Genomic DNA, 25,496 nt, shown 5'->3' on the forward strand with positions numbered 1-25,496 from the left:
GCATCCGCAGGGGTGCCGCCAGAACCACCCAAGCTAGACCGAAAGAGACTATGACTACCTCAAACAAGACCACTACGACCGAGTCCGCACCCCAGTCCATTGACGCCGCCACGCTCAAGGCCTGGGAGGACAACCACGATGACCTGATGGTGATCGACGTACGCAGCGGTGCCGAGTTTGATTCGATGCACATCAAGGGCTCGTACCATGTCCCGCTCCCCATGCTGAGCGAACACACCGAGGAATTCGCCGCCAAGATGGGCACCCGCGTTGTCCTCGTATGCCAGTCCGGGAATCGGGCCGAGCAGGCCCGCAAGCACCTGGACGCAGTCGGCCTGGGCAGCGCGAGCGTGCTGGCCGGCGGCGTTCCTGCCTATGCTGCCGCCGGCGGCAACGTGGTGAAGGGCCGCAACACCTGGGCCTTGGAACGCCAGGTCCGCATGACGGCCGGCTCCCTGGTCCTGGCCAGCATCGTGGGCAGCAAGCTGCTCTCGCCGAAGCTCGGCCTGGTTGCCGGCGGCATCGGCGCCGGCCTGACCTTCTCCGCGGCGACGAACAGCTGCGCCATGGGCCAGATGCTCTCCAAGATGCCGTGGAACCGTTCCGCCAACGAGCCCACCGCCCACCAGGCGCTGCAGAACCTGGGCTCCAAGGCATGATCCTCACCGCGGCGGCGTTCGGGCTGGTCGTCGGCGGCCTGCTGGGCCTGGTTGGAGGCGGCGGGTCCATTCTCGCCGTCCCCGCCCTCGTCTACGGCGTGGGGCTTCCGCTGGCTGCGGCGATCCCGACGTCGCTGGTCGTTGTCGGCGCCTCCTCCGCCGTCGCGGTGCTGCCCCGCCTGCGGGGTGGTGTGAACTGGCGGCTGGCCCTCATTATCGGTGCGGCCGGCACGGCAACTGCCTACCTGGGCGCTTACGTGAACCGGTTGCTCGACCCGAAGGTGCTGCTGCTGGCTTTCGCCGCCATCATGGTGTTCGCCGGCATCCGGATGATGCTTCCGGCCAAGGCCTCCGGCGGCTCCTGCGCCCTGCCTAGCGGCGGCGTGAACTGGCGCAGCTGCCTGCCCAAGGCCATCGCGACGGGTGCCGTCGTGGGTTTCCTCACCGGGCTGCTCGGCGTCGGCGGCGGCTTCCTGATCGTCCCGGCCCTGACCCTGGTCCTGGGCCTGCCGATGGCGGTGACCGTCGGTACCTCGCTGGTCATTATTGTGATCAACTCGATGGCCGGCTTCGCGGCGCACCTCGGTGACCTGCAGATCGACTGGGCCGTGACGGCAGCGTTCGCGGGGGCAGCAATGGTTGCCTCCCTGATCGCGGGCCGGCTCGGCACCAGGATCCCGGACAAGGTGCTCAAACGCGGTTTCGGCATCCTGGTCCTGCTGGTCGCGGCCTACGTGAGCGTACAGGCACTGCTCTCCTGAGCCGGACAGCCCGGGGGAAAACAGCACGGCGGTAAAGCGCCGGAGGACATGTCCTCCGGCGCTTTTTCGTTGCCCGGGTTCTGCTCAAGTCGGTTGGTGGAGGGTACCTTTGGTGCTTAGGGGGATGAATGGAAGAGATCTTGATCGCAGGCGGGAAAGGACGGCTCGGAATCTGCGGGCCTCATTTTCACCTGGTTTGGGCGCCGGGGACGCTTGTCGACGCCCGGGACGCGGCCGCTTCGATTGAAGCGATGCGGGCCCTTGGCGGCGGCCGGGAGTTGCCCTTACTCGTGGAAATATCCGGTGTAACGATGCGCTCGACGGCAAGACATACCTACGAACGTGCCAAGGCAGTGACCGCGGTGGCCCTGCTGGGTTCCAGCGTGGTGGACACCGTCGTTGCGGCGGCACTCGGCCGCCACAGCTTTTGCCCGCACGCGTATTTCACCTCACGCACGGAGGCGCTGGAGTGGCTGGAGGGCCTCCAGCTTCCGGAGCTCGCCGCGGGGGAGGGAACGGGCCTGCACAAGGCGTAGCCCCGGTGCCGGCTCCCGTCGCCGCCTGACGGCAGGGATTGGAACTTGTCGCGGACACAGCTGTGGCGGCGACCCGGGTACCCGGGGCGCCGCCACGCTGTCACTGTGTTGCCTTACTGGTTGTCCTGCTTAGCTGGCCGGAACGGTTTCCGGTGCCTGCCGGCGGGCGGCCTGTTCCATTGCGTTCCACGCGGAGTAGCTGCCGTCGAGTTCGACGACGTCGTAGCCGGCGCGGCGCAGCGCGCTGGCCGCGACGGAGTTCCGGACGCCGCTCTGGCAGTAGGACACGATGGTGCCTTCGGTGGGGAGTTCATCCAGGTGCCACATCACGCGGCCGCCGCTGAGCTGGTAGGAGCCGGGGATGTGGCCGGCTGCATGTTCGGTGCGGTTGCGGACGTCCAGGACCATGGCGGCGTCAAAGCCGTCGAGTTCCTCGGGCTGGATCAGCTTCGGGACGCTGACCGGCAGGCCCTCGAGGCTGGTGACGTAGCCGGCGACTTTGTCGATGCCGACCCGGACGAGGTGGTCCCACATTTCCTGCGCGTCCGCCTGGCTGGAAGCGAGGAGGACCAGCGGGTTGGTGTCGGTTTCCGGGTTTACGACCCAGGCGCCGAAGCTGGCGGTGGACTTACCGGCCGGGACGTTGACGGAGCCGGTGACGGTGCCTTCGTGGACCTCGTTGTTCGGGCGGGTGTCAACGAAAATGACCTTGTCCGCGGCGAGGTCGCGGGCGACATCGGCGGTGCCCAGCTCGGGGAGCGGGGCGCGTTCGCCCATGACGGCGGGGCCTTCACGGTTTTCGCGTTTCATCCGGGCGAAGTAGGCGTGCGCGTCCGGCTGGCCGTCGAGGAGTTCATCAATGAAGCCCTGCTCGTCGTTTGCGGCCAGGTAGGGGCCCCACCAGGCGTAGAGCCGTTCGTAGCCGACGGTCGAGGACGGGATCGCGCCCAGGGCCTTGCCGCAGGCGCTGCCGGCGCCGTGGCCCGGGTGGACCTGGACGTGGTCCGGCAGGGTCAGGAACTTGTCCCGCAGGCTGGCGAACAGCTGCTTGGCGCCTGCGAAGCGGGTGTCGACGCCGCCGGCGGCCTCATCCAGCAGGTCCGGCCGGCCCAGGTCGCCGGAGAACACGAAGTCACCCGAGAGCAGGTAGCCCGGCTTGTCTGCGAATGCGCCGTCGGTGATCAAAAAGGACAGGTGCTCCGGGGTGTGCCCGGGGGTGTGGAGGGCCTTGACCGTGATGTTGCCCAGCACGATCTCATCGTTGTCGTTGAGCCGCTCGGCCTCAAAACCGTACTGCCAGTCCGCGCCGCCCTCGCCCGAGACATAGGCGGTGGCGCCGGTCGCGGCGGCCAGTTCCCGGGTGCCGGAGAGGAAGTCCGCGTGGATGTGCGTCTCGGTAACGGCCACGATCTTCATGCCGTTCGCGGCAGCGAGGTCCCGGTACACGGCGATATCACGCCGGGGATCAACCACAAGGGCCTCGCCCTTGGCCTGGCAGCCGATGAAATAGCTCGCCTGGGCAAGGTCTTCGTCGTAGATGCGCTCGATAAGCATTCGGGAGAACTCCTTCTTGAGGTGGACGGGGAAGGGATTCCTTCCTCCTCTACATTCAACAGTAATACCCCCGGGGGTATCGCGCAAGCGGCGCCGGACCGGTCCTGCGGTGCCGCCGACGTCGCCCGGAGGCTTCAGTTGCCGATCCTGGCCAGCACCTTGTTGATGGTCGCCGCGAGCCCGCGCGCGGCCTGAAGGACGCCGGCGTCGGACAGGGCTTTCGTTTCCGTTTCCACGCACAGCCTGCCCTTCCGGGCACCCACCTGGATGTGCCGGACTCCGGTCCCGTCGGGAAGCTCATAAACCACGGCGTAGCCCGCTTCGCCGCCGGTGTTGACGGTCGGGTGTTTGATGGCGGTCCAGGTGCGCGAGCCGCCGCCCGGCAGGCGCTCCCGGATCGAACTGCAGCGGCTGAGGTCGGCTGCCCGACTGTCAAAAGGGGACGGCCCGGCCGGCGGGGGCGGCAAGCTGACGAGCCGCAAGCTGATCTGGTCCAGCACCTGCGGCCCACCGGCGATCTCAGCCACCACGGTGGCCGCCCCGGAGAACGAGGCAAGATAGGCGGCGTCGTCGTAAATGCATCCGGAAACGGCCGGCGCCGTGGCAGGGCCGCTCCGGGTGTAGCGTCCCTCCAGCACCTGGGCCGGCCTTCCAGTGGGGCCGGTAACGCCCTGCAGCAGCCTGGCCAGTTGCTGCGGCGTCCGTTGTTCGGGGGGCTGTGGGGTAGCGGGCGGACCAGACGGCGGTGCGGCTGACGGTGCCGTGCCGGAGTCGGTCTGCCCGACCAGTTTTTGGGCCAGCCGGACCAGCGGCTCGAGGGCGGTCCTGAGTTCCGCGTCGGACCTGGCGGTGGGTGCCTGCCGGCTCAGCCCGATCGTCAGGGTTCCCTTGAGTACCTGCAGTGCAACGGTGGCGCCGCCCGGGGGAGTGCCGGCGGTTGCCGGTGTGCTCAAAACCGTGGCGTAGGCCTTCTCGCCCACGGCCGGCGTCCTAAGCAGCCTGACCGTGGACGTTGGATCATTCCCCACCGTCTGCCGGAACGTTGAACACCTTTGGGCCAGGTCGTCGGTGTAGGCGAAATCCGCAGCGAGCACGTCGCTGCGCGGTGCGCTTCGGGCAAAGACAAACGCCAGGGCCTCGCGTGACCACACGCCGGTCAGCGTCAGGACGCCCGCGGCGAAGTGCATTGCCAGGTCCGCTCCGCTGGTCGGCGAACTGTGCGGCCGGAACACGCTGCACTCGCCGGGCTCGACGGCCGGCTTATCGGCGGGCTCCGGTCGTCCCTGCAGGCGGGTGCGCAGGTCCGAGCTTCTGGAGACCCGCCCGGTGCCTTCCTGGCCGCTGTTGATCGCCCTGTCCACGAGGACCATCAGTTCCTCATCGGAAAGCACCTTCTCCGCCGTCGCCGACGGGAGGGTCCCGGTTGCGGGAGACGATCCGCTGCCCGCGGGCGGTGAGGGTGAGCCCGGCGTGCAGCCGGTCACCGCCAGAACAGCGGCAGCGCAGGCCAGGAGCCAGCGCTGGGTCCGCGAGCGGGGACCGCTGGTGTTCCGTGTTGTTGCAGCACCTGGACACACGACTGGACTCCCTGCCGTCGAAAGATGTGCTGAGCCCATGATCCGGCGCAGGGACCGGGGGCACCAGAGGATTTATGCCCCCGGGCCGCGCCGGAGGTTACTCAATGCCGGGGACCAAGTCCGGCGGATGACCGGAAGCAAGTAGGCGACCAAGTGTCCCTAACAACCAACCAAGTAGGACCGGCCGGAAAGCAAGAAGCCCCTTCCAGAAGACGGGTAGGCGCCACTCGCGCGCTGCTCTTTCGGCGCTTCTAGGCTCCGGAGTACTGGGTGGAGTTAGTCAATTGAATGTTCAGAAACGGGTCTCAGCCATGCGTGAACAAGCGGCACTTCGTGCTTTGTCCGGACATTTTCCTGGTCGCTGTGGGGGCGCGGCCGGGGCATCCCATTTCAAGCGGAAGCGGGCTGCCGGATGGTCCCAGGCTCCCTCCCGGCGACGGTCGCGGACCCGACGCGCGTGGGCGATCTTCGTGGCGTCATCGCTCGCCCTGGCCGGGCTATCCGTCAGCGGTCCGGCCTCTGCCGACGTCGGCACGATCGCGCACGATTTGCTACGGACAGGGTGGGACAGCAACGAGACTGCGCTTTCGCCGACGTCGGTCGCGTCATCAAATTTCGGCAAGCTTTTTTCCACCGCCGTGGACGGCCAGGTGTACGCCCAGCCGCTCGTGGTGGGCGGCACCGTCATAGCCGCGACGGAGAACAACAACGTCTACGGCCTGGACGGCGGCACCGGAGCGGTGAAGTGGCAGCGCAACCTCGGTCCGGCCTGGCCGGCAGCGACCGTAAGCTGCGGTGACCTCACCCCCAACATCGGAGTCACGTCCACTCCGGTCTTCGACGCCGCGACCAACAGCGTCTTCCTGATGGCGAAGACGAACGACGGAGCGACGCCGCAGCTCCCGCACTGGTACATGCATTCGCTGGACAGGGTCACGGGGGCCGAGAGGCCAGGTTTCCCGGTGCTCATCAGCGGCGCGCCCACTAACGACCCGACACGGCCGTTCAACGCGATGACTGCGATGCAGCGGCCCGGGCTTCTCCTGCTGGATGGCGTGGTCTACGCCGGTTTCGCCAGCCACTGCGACTGGGCACCGTTTGTCGGCTACGTCGTCGGGGTGTCCACCGCAGGCCGGCAGACCACGATGTGGGCCACCGAGTCCGGCAACAGCAGTGCGGAGGGCGGAATCTGGCAATCCGGCGGCGGCCTGGTCTCCGACGGCACCGGCCAGATCCTGTTTTCCACCGGGAACGGGATTTCCCCTAAGCCGGGACCGGGCAAGACCCCTCCGGCGACCCTCGCAGAGTCAGTCGTTCGGGTCAGCGTCGGAGCCGACGGAAACCTCAGGGCCACGGACTTCTTCAGCCCGGCCAACAACGCCAAGTTGGATCAGAACGATGCCGACCTGGGTTCCGGTGCCCCGATCGCCATCCCCACCGGCTACGGCACCACGGCCCACCCTCGCCTGATGGTCCAGGTCGGCAAGGACGGCCGGGTCTACCTGCTGGACCGGGACAACCTGGGCGGTATGGGGCAGGGGAGCGGCGGAACGGACGCCGTCCTCGACGGCGCCGGGCCGTACAGTGGCGTCTGGGGCAGGCCCGCGTTCCTCGGGACCACAAACGGCGGGTACATCTACACCGTGGAGAACAAGGGCTACCTGCGTGCGCACAAGCTGTTGGCCAGCAGCACCGGCGGCATCCAGCTGGCCTCCGTCGGTACGTCCATTGGTACCTTCGGGTACACCTCCGGGGCGCCCACGGTGACCTCCAACGGTACAAACGCCTCCACCGCCCTGGTCTGGGCCGTGTACGTAACGGGACCCACCGGTACCGGCGCGGAACTCCGTGCCTACCGCGCAATGCCGGACAGCACCGGTAAGCTTCAGCAGGTTTTCGCGGCCCCGCTGGGCACCGCCGCCAAGTTTTCCACGGTTGCCACTGACAACGGGCGCGTCTACGTGGGAACCCGGGACGGGCACGTGATCGGCTTCGGTGCCCCGACGACCTCAGCGGTTGGGGCGACAAACACGGACCTGGGAACCGCCGCGGTAGGCACCACCGTGAAAGGGAACCTGATCATCACCGCCAGCAGGGCTGTTACGGTCAGTTCCGTCGCAGCACCTGCGCCGTTCGGGATCGAGGCCCTCACACTGCCCCGGACGCTTGCCAAAGGCGGAACCATGACGGTCCCGGTCACCTTCTCGCCGACCGTAGCCGGACAGGTCGACGGGACGTTGACCGTCAAAACCTCCGACGGCGAGACGGACCTTCTGGGGGTTCACGGCGTCGGCACCAAGGACGGGCTGGGGGCAACGCCGCCCACCCTGGTATTCACCGACGTGCCGACCCAGACCAGCAGTCGCCAGACCGTAAACGTGGTCAACACCGGCACGAGCGTCGCCACGATCACCGGCGTCACCTTGCCGGGCAACGCCCAGCTTGCGGTCGACCCGGCCACGCTGCCGGCCGTGGGACAGAAGATTCAACCCCTTACTTCCGTTCCGGTGTCCGTCACCTTCAGTCCGACGACGGCAACCCCGGTGGCTGATCAGCTCCTCATCACGAGCGACCGAGGATCACTCACGGTACCGGTGACGGCGACCGCCGTGTCGGGCGTAGCGCATCTGCAGCTGCCGGCATCCCTGGACTTTGGTGATGTGCCTGCCGGCGCTGCGGCCACCCGGGATTTCACCATTACTAACACTGGCAACATCCCCCTGACGATCACCAAGGCCAAGGCGCCGGAGGGTGTATTCTCCACCACCGTTCCAATCTCGGAAGGCCTGGTGATCCCGCCTGGAGAGTCCGCACATCAGAGCGTGACGTTCAAGCCGACGGTGGTCGGTCAGGCCGGAACCGCCGACACCTACTATCTGCTGACCGCGGACGACGGCCAAGGAGCACAGAAAGTAATGCTCACCGGAATGGGCGTCGACGATCCCATCGGCCTGAAGGCGTACCAGACCAATGCCGGTGACCCGCGGTCTGTCCTCGGCAGGTCGCTGACCTTGGAGTACCCGGTGGGGGCAGGGAAATGCCAGGACTACACCAAGGGCGTGATCTGCTGGTCCCCGTCCACCGGGGCCCATTGGGTCGCAGGCGCGATCTATGCCCGCTACAAGGCCGCGGGCGGCGCTGCCGGCGTCCTGGGGTTCCCCACCACCGACCAGCTGACAACCCCGGACACGATCGGGCGGTATGAACACTTCGCCGGCTCCGGCGGGGCATCCATTTACTGGACGCCAAGCACCGGTGCGCACCTCATCACGGGCGCGGTCCGTGCCAAGTGGTCGGCCCTGGGCAGGGAACGGGGGCTGCTGGGCTATCCGACGTCGGACGAGGCGCGCACCCCTGATGGCGTGGGACGCTACAGCCACTTCACAGGTTCGAGCCGTTCATCGATCTACTGGACGCCACGCACCGGGGCGCACTTCATCACGGGCGCGGTCCGTGCCAAGTGGTCGGCCCTGGGCAGGGAACGGGGGCTGCTGGGCTATCCGACGTCAGACGAGACGCGCACCCCCGATGGCGTGGGACGTTACAGCCACTTCACAGGCTCGGGCGGTTCATCGATCTACTGGTCGGCGAAGACCGGGTCGCACTATGTCCTCGGTGCGATCCGTGCCAAGTGGACGGCCCTCGGCAGGGAAAGGGGACGTCTGGGATATCCGACCCGGGACGAGTACGCAGTGTCCGTGGGCCGGGCGTCGGACTTCCAGCACGGGCGGTTGACCTGGAATAGCACAACCCGACTGGTGACCGGCTAGCGCGTGCGGGCCCCCGGGCCCCAGCGGTCCGCGTAGGACACTGCGCTCGCCGACGGTTTCCCGCGGGAGGACGCAGCTGCTTAGGCCTAGCCGGCCCCCGCACGACAGAATGGATCCATGAGCGAGGCCGGTGACTTCATTGACGCGGCGCTGCTGCGTGAGAGCTCGTGGCAGCGGGCCGAGGAAGCGCAGGCGCGATACGGCCCGGGCCTGGGGAGCTATGGCTCCTCGGTTGGCGCCGTCCGCGGCACTGTCCGCGACGCGCTGCGCCGGTACCGGTCACTCGGCCGCGACGATGTCACCGCCCTCAGCTCGGAGTTGTGGGAGGTGCCCGTCTTCGAACGCCGCCTTGCCGCCGTCGTCCTGCTGCAGTCCAGCCTGGCCCTGCTGGACAATTCGGACCTGACCCGGATCGAGGGTTTCCTGCGGACTGCGCGCCTGCGCGAGCTGGCCGATCCGCTGGCGACCGATGTCGTCGGGCCGCTGATTGCGGGACTGGACGGCCAAAACCGTTCCCGCGCGGAAACCGTGCTGGGCCGCTGGCTGCAGGACCCGGACGATTGGCTGCGGCGGGCGGCCCTGATGGCGCCGCTCCGCGAGCTACGGGCCGGGGGAGGGGATTGGGACCGTTACCGGCGCCAGGCCGGGCTGGCGGAGTCGGGCACCCCGGACGACGCCGGTCTGGTGAGGGAGGCGATCGCTGCCGTCACCTCCGGGATGGCGAAGTAGCGCTACTTGCCGGGCCGGCGCTCCACGACGGCATACGCCTTTCCGTCGAGGAACTGCCAGTCGGTCACCACCATAAAACCGAGCGCGTCCACGCGGTCATTCAGGACGTGGATATCGAAGCCGCCGTCGCGCGGTTCCGCGTCCCACGTGGCTACGTGGATTTCCTTTCCCTCGAGAACCAGCAGCTCTGTGTTGACGTCGAAATCCTCCTGCGGCTGATCGCTGAGCTGGCAAATTGCGACACAGTGGCTGTTCATAACGGGGCCTCCGCTCTGGGAATGCTGGGTGCCCTCATCCTATGGCTGGCGGGTAGCAGCGTCCTAGGCTTTCTTCCGCGCCAGGACACGGCTCCGTTATCTGAATGTGACATTCCCGCCCGGGCCCGTTACCGTAGATGGGTGCCTGTTTGTTTCCGATACGGGCGCTCCCGAGCCGATTGCCTAACTCTGCCGCGGCCTGGGATCCGAATGCTACCTTTCTGGCAGAGACGGGGAAACCACTTTTGACCTGCAGTTTTAGCAGGTCTTGGGGTGAAGCCGCACAGCGCCCGCATTGACGGGCCCGCGGCCGGGTGCCTCCCATCCGAATCCGACAGCTCACCTCGCAGGCATTGGGAGAGGCTACAAACATGACTTCAAGCATTACTTCTGCGCGCCATCGTTCCGACGCATCCGCCGGACGGGCCTCAGCATTCTCGGGCAAATCAGGCACCATCGGTCGTCAGGCCGCAGTAATCTTCGCAGCCTCCGGCCTCGTCCTCACGAGCGGAATGGCAGCCAATGCAGCCGTTGCCCCGGCCGAAAACAAGACCGCCCCGGCTTCGTCGGTTGACGTCGGCAGCAAGGTCTCCGCGCCGGTTACCGCTGATTCCGCAGTTCAGATCAGCTTCGCCCGCCCGGCAGTCGCTACCACGCCGGCGCCCGTGATCGAGCAGCCCAAGCCCGTCACCGCCCCTGCGGTTGCCGCCGCTCCGGCTGTCGCGCCTGCCCCTGCTCCGGTGCTCGCGCCGGCAGCGCCGCAGGTCAGCGTTCAGGCGAAGGCGGCCGTGGCACCTGCCTCGGCAGCCGGCGGAGCCAACGCCGCGATGCTTTCGGCCGCCTACAGCCAGATCGGCATCACCCAGGACTGCACCGCCATGGTTGAGAAGGCCCTCGGTGCGGCCGGTATCCACGTGGGCGACCTCGGTCCCCAGCAGTTCATGGGCTACGGCAAGGTTGTGGGTGCCCCGCAGCCCGGCGACATGATCGTCCAGTCCGGCCACGTCGCCATCTACGCCGGTGACGGCATGGCCATCAGCGGTGGCATGAACGGCAGCAACCAGACGATCAAGCACCCGCTGTCCTGGCTGACCGCCACGGGTGGCGTGACCTTCGTCCGCGCCAGCGCATAGCAAAAAGCGTAAGAACCTCTTTCCAGGGCCGGTGGTCGGCTGCTAAACGGCAGCTGGCCACCGGCTTTTGCGCACGTTTACGCCGGCCGGTGAGCTCAGCCGGCGTACCGCAGCAGGACGACGCCGTTGCCAAACGCGCGGGTGCCGGCGAGCGTGAGCGCGGTCCTGTCGTCTGCTGACTTGAACAAGGGATTCCCCCGCCCGATCAGCACCGGGTGGACATAAATCCAGTACTCGTCAATGAGCCCGAGCCGGCGGAAGGTATCGGCGAGGTCAGCCCCGCCCAGTGCCAAGTCGCCGCCGGGCTTCGCCTTCAGTGCCAGCACGTCATCGGCGACGACGTCGCGCACCACCGTAGTGTTCCAGTCGGCCCGTTCCAGCGTCCTGGAGTAGACAATCTTCGGCATGTCCCGCCAAATTTTGGCGAACTCGACCATAGCCGGTGTACTGGACGGATCCTGGTCCGCCGTCGGCCAGAAGTCGGCCATCAGTTCGTAGGTCACGCGGCCGTCCAGGAAGGCGCCCATAGAGGCCAGTTGCTCGTTGAAGTGGCTGTGGAGCTCCTCGTCCACCATGTGCCAGTCAATCTCTCCGTTCGGCCCCTCGAAAAAACCGTCGAGGGAGACCTGGAGGGCCAGAATGATCTTTCGCATGGGCCAGAGCCTACGCCCGGACGAAGCGTTGCGGGAAGGCGGCGCTCGTCCCCGGTGGACGGCAACATCCTGCCGCTTTGGGCTCCAAGCTCGTGCCGTAGGCTCGCGACAAACCAATTTCGGCAGTATGTTGCCGAATGGGCAATATTCGGGCACTATTAGGAGAGCCCTGCTGAGGGATCGGCAAAATGATGCCGATATGGCGAAGCCGGGACATCAGACCGCGGCATGGTGTGCGCGCAGCGAAGGGGAGTGCCAGTGAGCGACGTGGCGGCGATTGCCGAGGGGATCCGCCGGACCCGCAAGGAGGCCGGGCTGACCCAGGAGGACCTGGCGCACCTGGCCGGCACCTCGGAGCGTACCGTCCGCGCCATCGAGACCGGGAGCGGCAACCCGTCGCTGCAGGCTGTGGTGGCGGTGGCGAACGTGCTCGGCCTGAAACTCGCGGTGGGCTGATGCCGGCCGAACTCCAGGACCTGAGGTTCGTCAGGGCGGCCGACGTCTACAAGAACGGCCGCCTGGCCGGCCACCTCGCACGGACCGGCACCGGGGGAGTGCGGTTCTCCTACCGGCCCGACTACCTCGCAGGCGGCCACCCCGCCGTCGCCATCTCCCTTCCCCCGTCCGAGGTGGCAGTGGAAGCCCCCGCCGGGGCGCTGCCCGCCTTCTTTGCCGGACTCCTCCCCGAGGGCCACCGGCTCACCGTGCTGAAGAACGCCACCAAAACGAGTTTCGACGACGAGTTGACCCTGCTGCTCGCCGTCGGGGCGGACGTTCCCGGCGACGTGCAGGTGGTTCCGGCCGGAGAGCCCCCGGCGGAACCGGCGGCCCTGGCCGATACCTCACGGCCCGAAGAACTGGATTTCTCCTTCCTCGCCAACACCGTGGACCTGCACGGCATCCCGGGGGTACAGCGCAAGACCAGCGCCTCCATGCTGACCACTCCGCTGGCCCTGCGGGGACACCGCTACCTGCTGAAACTCGATCCGCCGGAACACCCGCACCTGGTGGAAAACGAGGCCGCCCACCTGAAAGGTGCGAAGGCGCTGAAGATCGCCGTCGCAAAAAGCTCCGTCATTGCCGACCGGAACGGCCTGCCCGGACTCCTCGTCGAAAGGTTTGACCGGGTCAAGACGGCCGACGGCGCATGGCACCGGCTGCCGCTCGAAGACGGCACCCAGGTGCTGGGCCTCCCGCCGGCGTCCAAGTACGGCGTGGCGTCGGAGGATGTTGCGGCCGCGCTGGCCCGGATGTGCAAGGCGCCGGTGGTTGCCAGCCGCAACCTGTACCTCCAGTTCCTCTTCGCGTGGCTGACCGGAAACGGCGACCTTCACGCCAAGAACCTGGCCATCCTGGGCGGTCCCGCCGGTTTCGCGATGGCCCCCGTCTACGACGTTCCCTGCACCCTGCTGTACGGTGACGAGACGCTGGCCCTCCCCGTCGCCGGCAAGACCCGGAACCTCAAGGCCAGGCACTGGGCCGAATTCGCGGACACACTCGGGTTGCCGCGCCGGGCCGCGGAGAGCGCCAACCGCACTGCGCTTGCGGCGGCGGACGCCATCCGCCTCGAAGACTTGCCGTTCTCGGGTTCCCCGCTGCGCGGAGCGCAGCGGGAATTGCGGTTCAGGCGCCAGGAGATCAACGCCTGAACCAGGACATGGAAGGTCTAGGCCCGGCCGCGCCCTATTCCGTGCCTTTGGCGAAGGTGGCCGCGCTCAGGAACTCGACCCCGACAAACGGGTCTCCGCCTTCAACCCAGGCGTCGTGGCCCGGGGGAATGGTGTAGGAATCTCCCGCGGCGATGTCGATGCGGCCGCCGTCGGTGGTCTCGACGGTCAGCTTGCCGGACACGCAGAACCCCACGTGGCTGTTCTCGCACGTATCAGTGTGCACCACGGGTTTGATGCATTCGGACCAGCGCCATCCCGGCTCAAAGCTGAATCGGCCGATCGTGTAGTCGCCGACGGACACGATGTCGACCTCGGTCTTGTCCGGACGGCGCTTCTCATCGGGCGAGTTGTGGGACTTCACCTGCAGCTGGGTTACAACATTTGTGGTCATGGCACTCCCTCTTCCCTATCAGGGAATTTAACTGCTTACGGAGCCAAGCGTCCTCGCTTGGCCGCCCGTTGTCGATACACATTTCTTAGAAGCTGGACGAGCTCCCGGAGCCGGAAAAGCTGCCGCCGCTGCCGCCGTATCCTGTGGTGGAACCGCCCCTGGCGGAGCTGACGCTGCTGACGCCGGTGCTGAAACCACTGTTGAAAGTGGGGACCGAGAAGAAGTAATAAGAGGGATACACCGTGCCCAGGATGCTGGGCTCATAGCTGTGCCGTTGCTTCTTGCCGGTCCCCGCCTGGGCCTCCTCCATTTCCTTGCGCATGAGCTTGGCCTCGCGCTCGTTCCGGGCGAAGCCGGCGATCACGGTGTCCGCGTGGCTCTTGAGCAGCTCTGAGAGCTCGGTCCTGGCGTCGCGCAGCCGGTCCAGCGCGGTTTCTGGGGTGATGCTGCCGTCGGAAAGTTCCGCGGTCCAGCGTTCTATGTCCCGCTGGCTGCGGTCGCGGAAGGAACGGAGTGCGGCGGCAGTGGCGGAATCGCCCTCACCGTGGCTCTTGGCGAGCATGCCCTCGATCCCCGCCAGGTCGCTGCGGAAGGGGGCGAGCTGCCGATCCCACGCCGTCGCCCAGATGGACCCGCGGTTCAGCAGTGCGTTCGTGTCGGCGATGACGTCATCCAGGGCATCGAGTTCGGCGGCTGCATCGGCGTACTGCCGGGCCAGCGACAGGCTGGAACGGCGCCCCAGCTGCCGCGGCGTCAGGGCATGCACCTGGTTTGAGAGCCCGGTGGCCGTGTTGTAGCGGCTCAGGAAGGTGCGGTGCTTCTCCAGCACGGTGCTGCCGTACCGCGACGACTCGGGGATGGTGCTGGCATTGAGTTCCGTCACCTGCAGATCCATGCTCACGTTGGCATAGTTCGCGTCGCCGCGGGCGATCTCTTTGCGGCTGCCCACTCGGGTCCGCCAGCGCAACAGCAACCAGGTGCCCGCAGCGGCCACCGCGGCCCCCACAGCGCCCCAGGCCGTGACCAGGAAGGCGGTGGAGCGATACCACGGCTGGTTGATCAGCTCCGCGCCGCGCCGAATGCCCGCAATGGTCCCTTCCGTCCACTGGGCGTCGCGCAGCAGTTCCTTGGCGGCGTCCTGGATGTCAGAGCGCTGCTCGAGGGATACCTTCCGGTCCTCGCCCATGTACGTTCCGACGTGCCGGCCCACCGGATCCAGCGCAAAGATGAAGAGGCCGTCCGCCCATTTCTGCCCGTCCTTGCTGATCCAGTCCGGGTGCTCGGCGCGGGCGAAGCGCAGCACCTCTTCGTTGAGGTTGTCCGCCGCGCTGCCTTTGTACGTGTAGACGGCGACCTTGGTGGGCTCGTAGAACTCGATCTTCTGCACCGCAGGGATCAGCGTGTTGCGGTCCAGGACCCCCGCCCGGTCCTCCACGACGACGTCGGCCGGCGGGACGGCGAGCGCCGCCGGCGCGGCGCCCAGCAGGATGGCCAACGGGGCGATGAGCAACAGCAGGGCGCCCGCCAGTTTCGGGCCAATGATTTTCCGCATGATCCCCATCGCCTGAGAGTAGTGTCTGCTGCCAGCGTCGTCGAGCCGCGGAGGCGCTGAAAGGGCCTAAAGACACCATGACGGGCCATCGCGGCCCCTCCATACTGACGGCATGAGCCAACCGCCGAACGGCCCCGAACGACCGGCCACAGCACGCAGCGACGGCCCGCGCGGCAAGGATCCGGTTCCGGGACCCGCCGCAGCCGAGGCACCGGTCCCGGAGCGGCACCGGCCCGACCGGGTGCTGCTGGGCATCGTTGCTGCGATCGCCGTGCTGGTGGTGGTCGCGCTGGCCGTTGTCTTTCTTCGCGGGGAGCCGCAGCCGCTGGATGAGTCGTCCCCGGCCGGAGTGGTGCAGCGCTACAGCAGGGCCGTCATCGACGCGGATACCGCCGCCGCGGACGCCTACCTCACCGACGCCGCCCGGTCCCGCTGCGCCAACTTCTACGGCAGTGCCCAGGCCAGCCGGGTGGTCCTGATCTCCACCTCGGAGCGGGGGGACACCGCCACGGTGAAGGTCTCGGTGGTGCACTCGGCGTCGGAGGGGCCGTTCGGCCCCTCGGAATACGCCGAGGAAGCCGTCATCGGCCTGGTGAAGGATGCCGGCAAGTGGATGATCAACGATCTGCCATACAGCCTCCAGACCTGCGCCGGCGGGGTGTTGAAAAAGTGAGCGCCACCAGGGTGCCCACCGGCCCAGCGGCGGGGTCGGCGCAGGCGAAGGTCCGCCGCCTGGTGGTCTTCGTGTTGCTCTTTGCCCTCGTGGTGATCGCCGCCAACGGGCTCAGCGGCCTGCTGGAACGGCTGCTGCGCTCCGGCCAGGTGCTGGCCGGAGAAGGGGTCGCGGGGCTGGCGTTGTCGCTGGCGTTCACGCTGATCGGCGGCCCGCTCGCCGCGCTGCTCTGGTGGTTCGTCTGGCGGCGGCTGGACGAGGAAGCGGAGCGGGCGGCCACGTCGTGGGGTCTTTACGTCGCCGCGGTTTACACGATTTCGCTGATCCTCTTTGTGACGTCCCTGCTGGCGATGGCGGCCTCGTTCATCGCCGACGCGAATCCGGAGTGGCGGTCGCCGCTCTCCGTCGGCCTGGTCTGGGCCCTGGTGTGGGTGTGGCACCGCTGGATGTGGCGGCATCGGGCGCGGAGCCCGCTCGAGCTTGCGAACGTGCCGGCCGTCATCGGCACGTATTTCGGGCTGGGCGTCGGAGTGGGCGCCGCGGTGGCGGCCTTTGGCGGCCTGCTGGACGTCGCCATCCGCGGATCGATGGAGCTCACGTCGACCGTTGACCCGTGGTGGCAGTCCACCCTGCAGGATCTGGTCTGGGCGGCCGGCGGGGGCCTGGTTTGGTGGTGGCACTGGGTCCGGGGTGGTGCGCGCCGGCTCCGGGGCGGGTTCGCCGATGTGGGGCTTGTCGTCGTCGGTGTGCTGGCGGCGGGCCTGCTTGCCCTGGGCGGGGCCGGGACCGTCCTTTTTGTCCTGCTGCGACTGGCGTTTGACCGGCAGGACGCCCTGATGGAATTGCTTGCGCCCCTCGGCGTCGCGATCGCGTCGGCCGCCGTCGGCTCGCTGGTCTGGCGCTATTACCGGACCATTGCGGTCAGCCGCGCCGAACGGACCCGTCAAGCAGGGGCGCTGGTGACCTCGGGTGTGGCCCTGGCGGCTGCCGCCACCGGCGTCGGCGTGATCGTAAACGCGGCCCTCTCCATCGCGGTGTCGCCGTTGGCCGGAGGCAACGCCCGCACCCTGCTGCTCGGCGGCATCAGTTCCCTCGCCGTGGGCGGCTGCGTCTGGTGGCTTGCGTGGCGGCCGGCGAGGCAGCACCGGCTTGAAGGCGCGGTCCCGCTCGGGCGGCGCGTCTATCTCATCGCGGTGTTTGGCCTCAGCGCCGTGGTGGCCCTGATTGCCCTCCTGGTGGTCGGTTACCGGGTCTTCGAATATTTTCTGGGCGACGTAACCGGCGGCAGCCTGGTGGACCGGATCCGCGCACCGCTGGGCCTGCTGGTGGCCACGGGCCTGGCCGCCGGCTACCACTTTGCCGTCTGGCGGCAGGACAGGTCCCGGCCGGCAGCCGCGGGGCTCGGCCGGAAACGGACGATTGGGCACGTGATCCTTGTGGCCGGCCCCGACCCGGAGCCGCTGCGCCGCGCCCTCGAGGAGCTCACGGGGGCCGCGGTGACTGTCTGGAGCCGGGACGACATCGCCGTGCCCGTGCCGGCGGGCGCCGTGCCTGCCGCCGGCGCGCCCGGCGTCGGCCTGTCCGAGGCCGGCGTGTCCGCGGGGGATCCCGGCGGCCGGTTGGCCGAAGCCCTCGCCGGGGTAAGCGCCAAGCGCGTGCTCGTGATCACGGGTCCCGGCGGCAGCGTGGACGTCATACCGCTGCGCGGCTGAGCCGGTTATGGGCAGCCGGCGACACCGCCCGGCGGGTCTCTGGCCGGTCCTCCAGGGTTAGCAGTAGCCTGTCGATTAACGGCCGCCCGGCCGTGGATATCGACGAAGAAGTCGGGGTGCGACATGGCTGGAAAATTCGAAGTGTACAAGGACAAGTCCGGTGGGTTCCGGTTCCGGCTCAAGGCTGCCAACGGCGAGGTAGTGGCGTCTTCGCAGAGCTACAAGTCCAAGGCCAGCGCCATGGGCGGAGTCGAATCCGTCAAGAAGAACGCCGGGGCCGACGTCGTTGACCTCACCGAAGAGCCCGCAGGCAGCATCACCGGGGTAGCCGGCTAGGCCAGGACCCGCCGGCCCGGATCACGGAAGTCCGAATTCCCTGCGGTAGGAACGCACGGCGTTGTGCACCGTGGGAAAAAAGTGGTCCGGGCCGAACCGGCTGCTGACGCCGAAGCGGATGAGCCGGTCCTTGATCGGCCCCTTCATCTCGGCGAACACCAGGCTGATGCCTTTCCGGGCGAGTTCGTCGTCGAGTTCCACGAGGTCATCCAGGGCAGTCGTGTCGAGGTCCGTGATGGCCTCCGACGCCACCACCACCCACCGTACGGGTCCGGGGGCCTGCGCCACGAGCGTGCGGATGTGCTCGGCAAACACCGCGCCGTTGGCGAAAAACAGCGGGGCGTCGAAGCGGGCAATCACCAGCCCCGGCACCCGGTGGCCTTCCGGGTGCCGGCTGAGGTCGTGGTATCCGGGCAGGTCCTCAACACTGGCCAGCTCCGTGCGGTAAGGGTCCCAGGCGCGCAGGACGAAAGCGATCAGGGACAGGCCGATTGCGACCATGATGCCCTCGAGGACGCCCACGAAGGCGACGCCGAGGAACGTCGTGACGAGCAGCGCCGTTTCGGTCCGGCTCATCCTGATCAGCCGCACGAGGGTCTTGACGTCAACGATCGAGGCCGCCGCAAGGATCACGACGGCGGCCAGGGTGCTGGAGGGCAGGAACGCCGTGATCCCGGGCGCGGAGATCATGAACAGCACCACAAGGGCTGCCGCGATGACGCCGCTGAGCGGACTGCGCGCCCCGGCCTCAAGCGCGATCGGGGTGCGGGACGCGCTGCCGGAAACCGGAAAACCGCCGAACAGTCCGCAGGCCGCATTGGCGAAGCCGAGTGCGCCCATTTCCTGGTTCCCATTCACGCGGGTGCCGCGCCGGCGCGCGAGGCTCGTCGAGAGCACTGAGGTGTCCGCGAAGGCGATCAGTGCGATGCCGGCCGCGGGCCCCAGCAGGGCAAGGACTTCCTCCGGCTGGACGCTGCCAAGCGCGGGCACCGAAGGCTCTGCCGGGAGGGCGCCAACCACCGGAACGGCCCCGCCCAGCCCGGCCGCGGCGGTGACAGCCATGGAAGCCAGCACCGCCAGCAGCACACCGGGGACTTTCCACGGCAGCGCCCGGCAGCCGAGGATGACCGCGATGGTGCCGGCGCCGAACAACAGTGCCAGCGGATTAGCGGCGCCCTGGAGCAGTGCCCGCCCCGTACCGCCAAGGCTGCCGGCGAGTGAACCGGCGTCGGCCGGGATGCCGAACAGCTTGGGCAGCTGGCTGGCGATTACGACGAGCGCTATGCCGTTCAGGTAGCCCACGCGGATGGGCTTGGACAGCAGGCCGGTGACAAAACCGAGTTTGAGGAACCGGCCAACGATCAGCATCGCCCCTATCAGCAGCGAAAGCACCCCGGCCAGGGCCACGGCGTGGCCGGACGCCCCGCCCGCCAGTGGGAGGATCGCCGCGGCGATCATCGGTGCGAGGGAGGAGTCCGGCCCGACGATCAACACCCGCGAGGGGCCGAACACGGCGTACGCGAGCAGGGGGACCACCGAGGCGTAGAGACCGGTGACGGCGGGCAGGCCCGAGGCCTCGGCGTAGGCCATGCCGGCCGGGATCAATGCCGCGCTCAGGGCCGCGCCCGAAGCCAGGTCGGACTTCAGCCAGGAGCGCCGGTAGCCGAGGACAATCTTGAGGCCGGGCGGCACACTTCCGATCCAGCGGCGGCGCACGGCGGCCGGCTCAGTTCCAGGCCGGTGACGAGCGGGCGCGCTTCATGCTCGATTCTACGTCGGCCGGCCGGCCGGACCCCCACCTAAACGCAGCTTGGCTGGTAGGCGGGGTCGGCCGGCTGACCGGCCGGGCGCCCGAGCGCGTTGGAGACGAGCCGCTGAACGACCGGATCGTTGGGCGTCTGGTCGTGCTCAATCACATCCGCCGGGCACTTGTCCTGGATGGTGATGTTGGTGACCTGCTGCGCTGACCCGGCCAGGAACTGGCTCTGATACGGCGTCACCACCTCATCGTGCGTCGTTGAGATGACCGTGTATGCCGGCCCCGCCACGGTATCCCCGATCGAGTTCAGCTTGGCCAGGAACGGCGAGCCCGCCTGCTGGTCAGCGCAGGCCTGGCAGTTGGAGCCGCCCAGGGAGGTAGCGGGCGGCACGGAGTCCGGCGCCGGAGCTATCAGCCCCTGGGTGCCGTGGTTGGACGGGGCGATGCCGACCAGATGGTTGACCTTTTCCGCGCCGTCCAGGAATCCCATGTAGTAACGAGGCATCATGCCGCCCTGGCTGTGTCCCACCAGGTCGGCCTTCTTCGCCCCGGTCGAGGCCAGTACGGCGTCGACAAACGGGGCAAGCTGCGCCGCGGAGTCGGCGATCGGGCCGGTGGCGTCGATGCCGTTGGTCGAACCGTAGTTGAGCGCGTAGACGCAGTAGCCCTCACTCTTGAGGGCCGGCGCCATGGTCGCCCAGTTCTTTGCCATGCTTTCGAAGGTGCCGGGTACCAGAATCACCGGGTAGGGATGCGCCGTCGTGGGCTTGCACGACCAGTCGTTTGCACCGGGAGGGGAGACGTCGACGGTGTCGGCGTTAGCCGCGGGTGCAGCCGCCAGGGATCCGCAGAGGAGGGCGATTGCACCCACCGCGGCGGACATGGCCTTGGCGCGCTTGGTTCGGGCAGATGTGCTGGGCTGGGACACGGAAGTACCTCTTCGATTGGGCCCCTCGGCACTGAGGGGTCTGTGTAGATGGAGGTGAGTTAGGGACCGCCCCCTTGCGATCCGGCTCACGTCCACCCCTTCACGCTAGATAGCTTTTCCCGACGTGCGGACTTTTCCGCACGTTTGTGCAGCGGTTTCTCGCCGCATGAGGGTACTTCCCGGTAACAGGACAGCGCGGCTGCACATATGCGCCTCTCCGGCCCTGGCCCAGTGCCGCTGGCTGCTACTGCTCTTGCCGTCTCCGGCTTCAGTCTCCGGCTTTCAAAGGTTGGGCGAAGGTCTTGGCCGCCTGCGATCCGGCCAGGCTGCTGGCGGCTATGGTCACCAAGGCACCGAGGAGCAGGGCGGCGTCCTCGCCGGGCAGCAGCACGTTCAGCTGCGTGCCGATGCTGGCAGCTGCCACCGGCACCCCCAGCTGGGCCGCCGATAGAACGCCCAGCGGAAGGGGAAGTCCGACCACTCTCAGGCCGGCATGGAGCAGCACCGTCCCGATCCCCAGGGAGAGTCCCAGGACCACCATGTCCGGGTGGCCGCCGAGATCGCGCAGATTCAGGGACGCGCCCAGCCAGACAAAGAAAATCGGGCCGAGAAATCCGTCGCTGACGGCGAAAAGCTGACGGGCCAGGCGCCGCGGTTCGCCGACGGCGGCCACCACCAGACCGAACGAGAAGCCTGCCAGCATCACGGAGACATGGCCGAAGTTGGCCACTCCGGCCAGCGCGAAAAGCAGGGTCAGCTGGATTCGCAGCTCCAGGGCAAATTTGCGCTCCTCGGAGAGCCGGTGCATGCGCTGCCGGGTGCCGCTCCGCTCCAGGGCGCGCAACGCGAAGAAGAGCGCCATGGCCGCGACCCCCACCGCGAGCGCCCCCAGCGCGGCGCGGCCGGCGTTCGGCGGATCCACGGCCAGTGGCAGCGCGACGATGCAGGCGATGTCGGCAATCGCAACCTGGGCCGTCATTGCCACCACCTTCGGTCCGCCCAGGCGCAGGGAGTCGACGATCGGGAGGACCAGTGCGGCTGACGATGACGCCAGGAGCACCACATAGAGCGGAGCATGGCCGGTACCGAAGGCCAGGCCCATGCCGGTTCCGATGACCACGGCCGCGCCGGCAGCCACCGCGGCCCTGCCCGATCCCTTTCCCAAGGCGGAGCGGATCTGTGGGTCCCTGACGGGCACATGCGTTCCGGCCACGAACATCATCAGCGCAAAGCCGATGTTTGCCAGCAGACTGAAGGTGGGATCACCCGGATCGACCAGCGAGAGCCCCGTCCGGCCGATCACGACGCCGGCCAGCAGCTCGCCCAGGACCACCGGCAGGCGCCAGCGGACCGGCAGTGCGAGCACGGGCCCGGCGAGGGCGACGACGGCGATCAGCGCCAGGGACAGGAACGTCACCGTGGACGCAACCCGGCGGGCGGCGCTGACGGCGCAAGCGCCCCCGGCACCTGTGCGGCGGGCGCCTGTGCCGCCGGTTCAGGCAGCCAGATGACGGAAGCCGCCGCGGCCCTCATTCTGGGGTGTTTCGCCATGGAATGAGACTAGTCCGTCGGAGGTCCGGCGCCCCCGAATGAGACGCCAGCGCCCCGGGGCTCAGCGGCCGGCGGCGGGAAGGACGATCTTCATGACGGTTCCTTCGGCCCCGGTGCGGGCCACCTCAACCGTGCCGCCGGCGGCCATGGCAATCTCACGGACCAGGGACAAACCGATACCGAAGCTGCGCTGGCTTCGGGCACCGCCGGCGTTGGGGGTCCTGACGAAGCGCTCGAAGATCCGGTCCTGCTCTACGCCGCTGATCCCGGTCCCCGTGTCTGCGACGGTAATGACGGCCCGGTCCTGCTCCGCACCCGTTGAAATGGTGATGCGCCCGCCGGGCGGCGTGTGGGCGAGGGCGTTGTCCGCGAGCGCCAGCACCGCGCGTCGCAGGGCGTTCTGCTCAATCCTGGCCTGTGGCCGGCCGAGAGCGGCGAAGTCCAGGCGCACCCCGTTCGCCGACGCCAGCTGCTGGAGGCTCTCAGCGACTGAAGCGGCGACGTCGGCCAGTTCGACGGGCTCCGCGCCGGGATCGGGTGCCGCGGCCGTAGCGGCCAGCAGCAGTTCGTTGACGATTCCGGTCAGCGTGGCCGCGTCCTCGCGGATCCGGGCCAGGTTCCGGCCCGGCTGGGAGTCCGGCGCGGCATCGCGCTGCGCGAGCTGGATCCTAGTGTCCAGGATGGCCAGCGGCGTGCGCAGTTCGTGGCTGGCGTCCTGGACGAAGCGGCGCTGCAGGGCCAGCGCCTCGCCCAGCGGGCGGATGGCGCTGCGGGCACTGAGCCAGCCCACGAGGCCGGCGAGTGCGATTCCGGCCACCCCGGCGATGATCATCGCCTCCAGCAGGTCCCTGGAATCCAGGTAGGCGTAAGTCCCGGCAGCCGCGGCGGGCGGCAACTCCGGATGGGCCAGTTTGTTCATGAGATATACGGCGGCGACGGCGAGGAGGCAGACCACCATCACCGCGCAGGCGGCGCTGATCCGCACCGCCACCTTGAGTGAGGCACTGCGAAGGGTGGACTGGTCCGGCGTTCCCCCCGGCACGGTTTCCTTGGTCATTGGCTTCCTAGTCATTGGCGTCGCCGATCTGGTAGCCGACGCCGTGGACGGTGCGGATGACGGTCTTGGCGATCTTCCGGCGCAGGTGGTGGACGTAGGTGTCGATCACGCCGGGCTGGTCGGTGGCGTGGAAGAAGCCTGCAAGCAGTTCGTCACGGGTGAAGACCCTGCCGGGCTCGGCGGCGAGTGCCCCGAGCACCTCGGCCTCCTTCGCGGTGAGGGACACCTGGCCTCCGTACACAGAGCGGACCGAGCGCGACGCCGGATCGAGTTCCCAGTCGCCGATGCTCACCGGGCCGGCGGGCCGGGCGAAGGTGCGCGTCAGCGCGCGCAGCCGTGCCGCCAGTTCGCCGGCGTCGAACGGCTTGGTGACGTAATCGTTGGCGCCGGCGTCGAGCCCCCGGACCTTTTCGTCCGGGTCGCCCAGCGCCGTCAGAATCAGGATCGGCGCGGCGATGCCCTTGGACCGCAAGGCAGCGATCACGCTGATCCCGTCCATCACGGGCAGTCCCCGGTCGATGACCATGACGTCCCAGGGCTCCGTCAGCCCCAGATGCAGGCCGTCCTGGCCGTTGGCGACCAGCCGGACCCGGTAGTCCGGTTCCAGCAGCTCGGCGATCATCGGGCCCAGGACGGGGTCATCCTCGACGAGCAGCAGGGACGGCCGGTCAGCGGTGGTCATGGAGCCTATTCTTCCGTGGCGGTCTTCCCGGCCAGCACGCCCCCGGCCGTGTCGTGTCCAGTTCCGTCTACACCGGCTGCTTCGTCCGGAGCGGCCGCAGCAGCGGTGCGGCGGTTGCTCCGCCGGCGCTTGAGGAACTGGATCACCCAGGGCACCACCGAGACGAGGACCATGACAACGGCGATGACGTCGATGTTCTTGGCGATGATCTCGTAGTGTCCCAGCCAGGTGCCCAGCAAAGTCACGGACGTGGCCCACGCGAGGGCTCCGACGATGTTCCAGAGGGTGAAGGACTTGTACCCATAGCGGCCGATGCCTGCGGTGAGCGGCGCGAAGGTCCTGACCATCGGCACGAAGCGGGCCAGCACGACGGCGGCGCCCCCGTGGCGGCGGAAGAAGTCCTCCGTGGTGGTCAGGTGGGCCGTCTTCAGCACCCTGGCGTCATCCTTGAACCATCTCCGGCCAAAGGTGCGTCCCAGCATGTAGCCAACCTGGTCACCGGCGATGGCGGCCCCGGTCACGACGCCGATCAGCGCCGGCAACGTCAGGTGCAGCTGCTGATGCAGCAGCCCCGCCGTGAAGAGCAGGGAATCGCCGGGCAGGAACGGGAACAGGACCCCGGACTCAACGAACACCATGGCGGCAATGACGCCCAGCGCGGCCGGTCCGAGCCCCGCGAGCAGGCTGGCCGGGTCCAGCAGGGAGGGGGTTCCGGCCGCGGCGGCCAGGGCAGGGGCCAGTCCCGAAGACAGGATGCTGTGCACGGTCACGTCCTTAGGGTCGGTGTGAAGGGAGGAATGGGGCGGCCGGCAGGCGCTCCACGATCCGGGGCGCGAACCGGTTCCACAGTCCGGTGAGCAGGACCACCGCGGCACTCGCGGCCAGGAAGCTGGCCGCGACGTCGGTGGGGTAGTGGACGCCGACATAGAGCCTCGACCAGGCCACGACCAGCGCCATGGCCGCACCCGCGACGGCGGCGGCCTTGGACCAGCGGGTTCCGCGGGCCAGGAAATACAGGGCGAAGGCGAGCGCGACGGCGAAGGAGACGTGGCCCGAGGGGAAGCTGTTGGAGCCCGTCTCCGGCGCCAGCGGGTCGAAGAGCAGCTTCGGATCCGGCCGTTGCCGGGCGATGAGGAGCTTGAAGGCTTCGCTGGCCACCCAGCCGGAGCAGGCGACCAAGCCAAAGGCCACGGCCTTGACCAGGTCACGGCGGACCAGCCAGAGGTAAACGGAGACGACGCCGACCAGCATGAGCCCTACCAGCGGACCGAACAATACGTTGATGCCCATCGCGACGGCGGTCAGCGCCGCGCCGTGGTGCCGGCTGAGACCCTGGTCCACGCCCAGCTCGGCGGAGGTTTCGCCGGGCACCAGCTGCACCGCCAGGCCCAGCGCGATGACGGCCGCGCACAGCAGCGCGCCCACCACCAGCCAGTGCCTGGCCTGGGGGAGGGTCCAAAAACCTGGTCCGGCAGCGGCCCGATTGTCGGGCAGGCGGGACGGTGCAGTGCGGTCGTCAGTGGCGGGCCCAGTCATGGAATCCTTCGGCTCGAGTC

24 protein-coding genes and 1 riboswitch are annotated in these 25,496 nt (G+C 68.3%); of the genes, 11 read left to right on the forward strand and 13 right to left on the reverse strand.

The window, feature by feature from the left end; all coding sequences use genetic code 11:
• Window positions 1-50: 50 nt before the first annotated feature.
• From AC1DBD_RS05245 to AC1DBD_RS05255, 3 genes are all read left to right on the forward strand, one after another.
• Window positions 51-659 carry a rhodanese-like domain-containing protein gene (locus AC1DBD_RS05245; RefSeq protein ID WP_476925637.1) on the forward strand — a complete coding sequence of 203 codons (609 nt, stop codon included), beginning with the start codon at window positions 51-53 and terminating at the stop codon, window positions 657-659.
• A complete protein-coding gene (locus AC1DBD_RS05250) occupies window positions 656-1,420 on the forward strand; it encodes a sulfite exporter TauE/SafE family protein (RefSeq protein ID WP_476925638.1) in 765 nt (254 codons plus the stop codon). The genes AC1DBD_RS05245 and AC1DBD_RS05250 overlap by 4 nt, the downstream gene beginning before the upstream one ends.
• Window positions 1,421-1,548: 128 nt before the next feature.
• Window positions 1,549-1,956, forward strand: coding sequence for a DUF7793 family protein (locus tag AC1DBD_RS05255; protein WP_441417645.1), 408 nt, complete (start codon window positions 1,549-1,551; stop codon window positions 1,954-1,956).
• A 129-nt stretch (window positions 1,957-2,085) separates the two neighbouring features.
• Here the strand turns inward: AC1DBD_RS05255 and AC1DBD_RS05260 are convergent, their stop codons facing one another.
• Together AC1DBD_RS05260 and AC1DBD_RS05265 are read right to left on the reverse strand one after the other, a co-directional pair.
• Entirely contained in the window at window positions 2,086-3,510 is a 1,425-nt protein-coding gene (locus tag AC1DBD_RS05260; RefSeq protein WP_476908755.1) for an MBL fold metallo-hydrolase, read from the reverse strand.
• A 134-nt stretch (window positions 3,511-3,644) separates the two neighbouring features.
• On the reverse strand, window positions 3,645-5,087 hold the full coding sequence (locus AC1DBD_RS05265) for a hypothetical protein (RefSeq protein ID WP_476981582.1): 1,443 nt from the start codon (window positions 5,085-5,087) through the stop codon (window positions 3,645-3,647).
• Window positions 5,088-5,557: 470 nt separating this feature from the next.
• On the opposite strand from AC1DBD_RS05265, the gene AC1DBD_RS05270 reads away from it, so the two are divergent.
• Window positions 5,558-8,857, forward strand: coding sequence for an Ig-like domain-containing protein (locus AC1DBD_RS05270; protein ID WP_476981583.1), 3,300 nt, complete (start codon window positions 5,558-5,560; stop codon window positions 8,855-8,857).
• 117 nt (window positions 8,858-8,974) lie between these two features.
• The gene (locus AC1DBD_RS05275; protein WP_476981584.1) at window positions 8,975-9,586 is read left to right on the forward strand and encodes a DNA alkylation repair protein; all 612 of its coding nucleotides are present in this window, start codon (window positions 8,975-8,977) and stop codon (window positions 9,584-9,586) included.
• A gap of 2 nt (window positions 9,587-9,588) precedes the next feature.
• Here AC1DBD_RS05275 and AC1DBD_RS05280 read toward each other — a convergent pair whose 3' ends face one another.
• On the reverse strand, window positions 9,589-9,843 hold the full coding sequence (locus AC1DBD_RS05280; protein ID WP_175320975.1) for a hypothetical protein: 255 nt from the start codon (window positions 9,841-9,843) through the stop codon (window positions 9,589-9,591).
• Between the two features lie 201 nt (window positions 9,844-10,044).
• Window positions 10,045-10,210, forward strand: a riboswitch (cyclic di-AMP (ydaO/yuaA leader).
• Between the two features lie 4 nt (window positions 10,211-10,214).
• Between AC1DBD_RS05280 and AC1DBD_RS05285 the strand changes: the two genes are divergently transcribed.
• Window positions 10,215-10,976: a hypothetical protein gene (locus AC1DBD_RS05285; RefSeq protein ID WP_441417651.1), complete on the forward strand. Its 762-nt coding sequence runs from the start codon at window positions 10,215-10,217 to the stop codon at window positions 10,974-10,976.
• A 95-nt stretch (window positions 10,977-11,071) separates the two neighbouring features.
• Here AC1DBD_RS05285 and AC1DBD_RS05290 read toward each other — a convergent pair whose 3' ends face one another.
• A complete protein-coding gene (locus AC1DBD_RS05290) occupies window positions 11,072-11,629 on the reverse strand; it encodes a dihydrofolate reductase family protein (protein WP_476981585.1) in 558 nt (185 codons plus the stop codon).
• 258 nt (window positions 11,630-11,887) lie between these two features.
• On the opposite strand from AC1DBD_RS05290, the gene AC1DBD_RS05295 reads away from it, so the two are divergent.
• Together AC1DBD_RS05295 and AC1DBD_RS05300 are read left to right on the forward strand one after the other, a co-directional pair.
• Window positions 11,888-12,085, forward strand: a complete 198-nt coding sequence (locus tag AC1DBD_RS05295; RefSeq protein WP_349627135.1) for a helix-turn-helix transcriptional regulator — start codon at window positions 11,888-11,890, stop codon at window positions 12,083-12,085.
• Window positions 12,085-13,278, forward strand: coding sequence for a type II toxin-antitoxin system HipA family toxin (locus tag AC1DBD_RS05300; protein ID WP_476892435.1), 1,194 nt, complete (start codon window positions 12,085-12,087; stop codon window positions 13,276-13,278). Before AC1DBD_RS05295 ends, AC1DBD_RS05300 begins: the two co-directional genes overlap by 1 nt.
• Window positions 13,279-13,312: 34 nt before the next feature.
• Here AC1DBD_RS05300 and AC1DBD_RS05305 read toward each other — a convergent pair whose 3' ends face one another.
• Window positions 13,313-13,690, reverse strand: coding sequence for a cupin domain-containing protein (locus AC1DBD_RS05305; protein WP_441417654.1), 378 nt, complete (start codon window positions 13,688-13,690; stop codon window positions 13,313-13,315).
• A gap of 85 nt (window positions 13,691-13,775) precedes the next feature.
• Entirely contained in the window at window positions 13,776-15,251 is a 1,476-nt protein-coding gene (locus tag AC1DBD_RS05310) for a DUF5129 domain-containing protein (RefSeq protein ID WP_476981586.1), read from the reverse strand.
• A 103-nt stretch (window positions 15,252-15,354) separates the two neighbouring features.
• Between AC1DBD_RS05310 and AC1DBD_RS05315 the strand changes: the two genes are divergently transcribed.
• The 3 genes from AC1DBD_RS05315 (at window position 15,355) to AC1DBD_RS05325 (ending at window position 17,963) form a co-directional block, all read left to right on the forward strand.
• The gene (locus tag AC1DBD_RS05315) at window positions 15,355-15,915 is read left to right on the forward strand and encodes an LpqB family beta-propeller domain-containing protein (RefSeq protein WP_476981587.1); all 561 of its coding nucleotides are present in this window, start codon (window positions 15,355-15,357) and stop codon (window positions 15,913-15,915) included.
• Entirely contained in the window at window positions 15,912-17,627 is a 1,716-nt protein-coding gene (locus AC1DBD_RS05320) for a DUF5671 domain-containing protein (protein WP_476981588.1), read from the forward strand. Before AC1DBD_RS05315 ends, AC1DBD_RS05320 begins: the two co-directional genes overlap by 4 nt.
• Window positions 17,628-17,750: 123 nt before the next feature.
• Entirely contained in the window at window positions 17,751-17,963 is a 213-nt protein-coding gene (locus tag AC1DBD_RS05325; RefSeq protein ID WP_441417658.1) for a YegP family protein, read from the forward strand.
• Between the two features lie 21 nt (window positions 17,964-17,984).
• On the opposite strand, the gene AC1DBD_RS05330 is transcribed toward AC1DBD_RS05325, so the two are convergent.
• The 7 genes from AC1DBD_RS05330 to AC1DBD_RS05360 all read right to left on the reverse strand — a co-directional run bounded on the left by AC1DBD_RS05330 (window position 17,985) and on the right by AC1DBD_RS05360 (window position 25,476).
• Window positions 17,985-19,655, reverse strand: a complete 1,671-nt coding sequence (locus AC1DBD_RS05330; RefSeq protein WP_476981589.1) for a SulP family inorganic anion transporter — start codon at window positions 19,653-19,655, stop codon at window positions 17,985-17,987.
• Window positions 19,656-19,762: 107 nt separating this feature from the next.
• Window positions 19,763-20,605 (reverse strand): esterase/lipase family protein, encoded by an 843-nt coding sequence (locus AC1DBD_RS05335; RefSeq protein ID WP_441417874.1) that lies wholly within the window; start codon window positions 20,603-20,605, stop codon window positions 19,763-19,765.
• A gap of 313 nt (window positions 20,606-20,918) precedes the next feature.
• Window positions 20,919-22,067: a cation:proton antiporter gene (locus AC1DBD_RS05340; RefSeq protein ID WP_476908762.1), complete on the reverse strand. Its 1,149-nt coding sequence runs from the start codon at window positions 22,065-22,067 to the stop codon at window positions 20,919-20,921.
• A gap of 195 nt (window positions 22,068-22,262) precedes the next feature.
• Window positions 22,263-23,258 carry a sensor histidine kinase gene (locus AC1DBD_RS05345; protein WP_476908763.1) on the reverse strand — a complete coding sequence of 332 codons (996 nt, stop codon included), beginning with the start codon at window positions 23,256-23,258 and terminating at the stop codon, window positions 22,263-22,265.
• 7 nt (window positions 23,259-23,265) lie between these two features.
• Window positions 23,266-23,940 (reverse strand): response regulator transcription factor, encoded by a 675-nt coding sequence (locus AC1DBD_RS05350; protein ID WP_476892439.1) that lies wholly within the window; start codon window positions 23,938-23,940, stop codon window positions 23,266-23,268.
• Between the two features lie 5 nt (window positions 23,941-23,945).
• Window positions 23,946-24,704: a DedA family protein gene (locus AC1DBD_RS05355; protein WP_476892440.1), complete on the reverse strand. Its 759-nt coding sequence runs from the start codon at window positions 24,702-24,704 to the stop codon at window positions 23,946-23,948.
• Between the two features lie 10 nt (window positions 24,705-24,714).
• Entirely contained in the window at window positions 24,715-25,476 is a 762-nt protein-coding gene (locus AC1DBD_RS05360) for a phosphatase PAP2 family protein (RefSeq protein ID WP_476892441.1), read from the reverse strand.
• Window positions 25,477-25,496 lie beyond the last annotated feature (20 nt).

It is taken from the genome of Arthrobacter sp. 10T419, assembly GCF_056394105.1.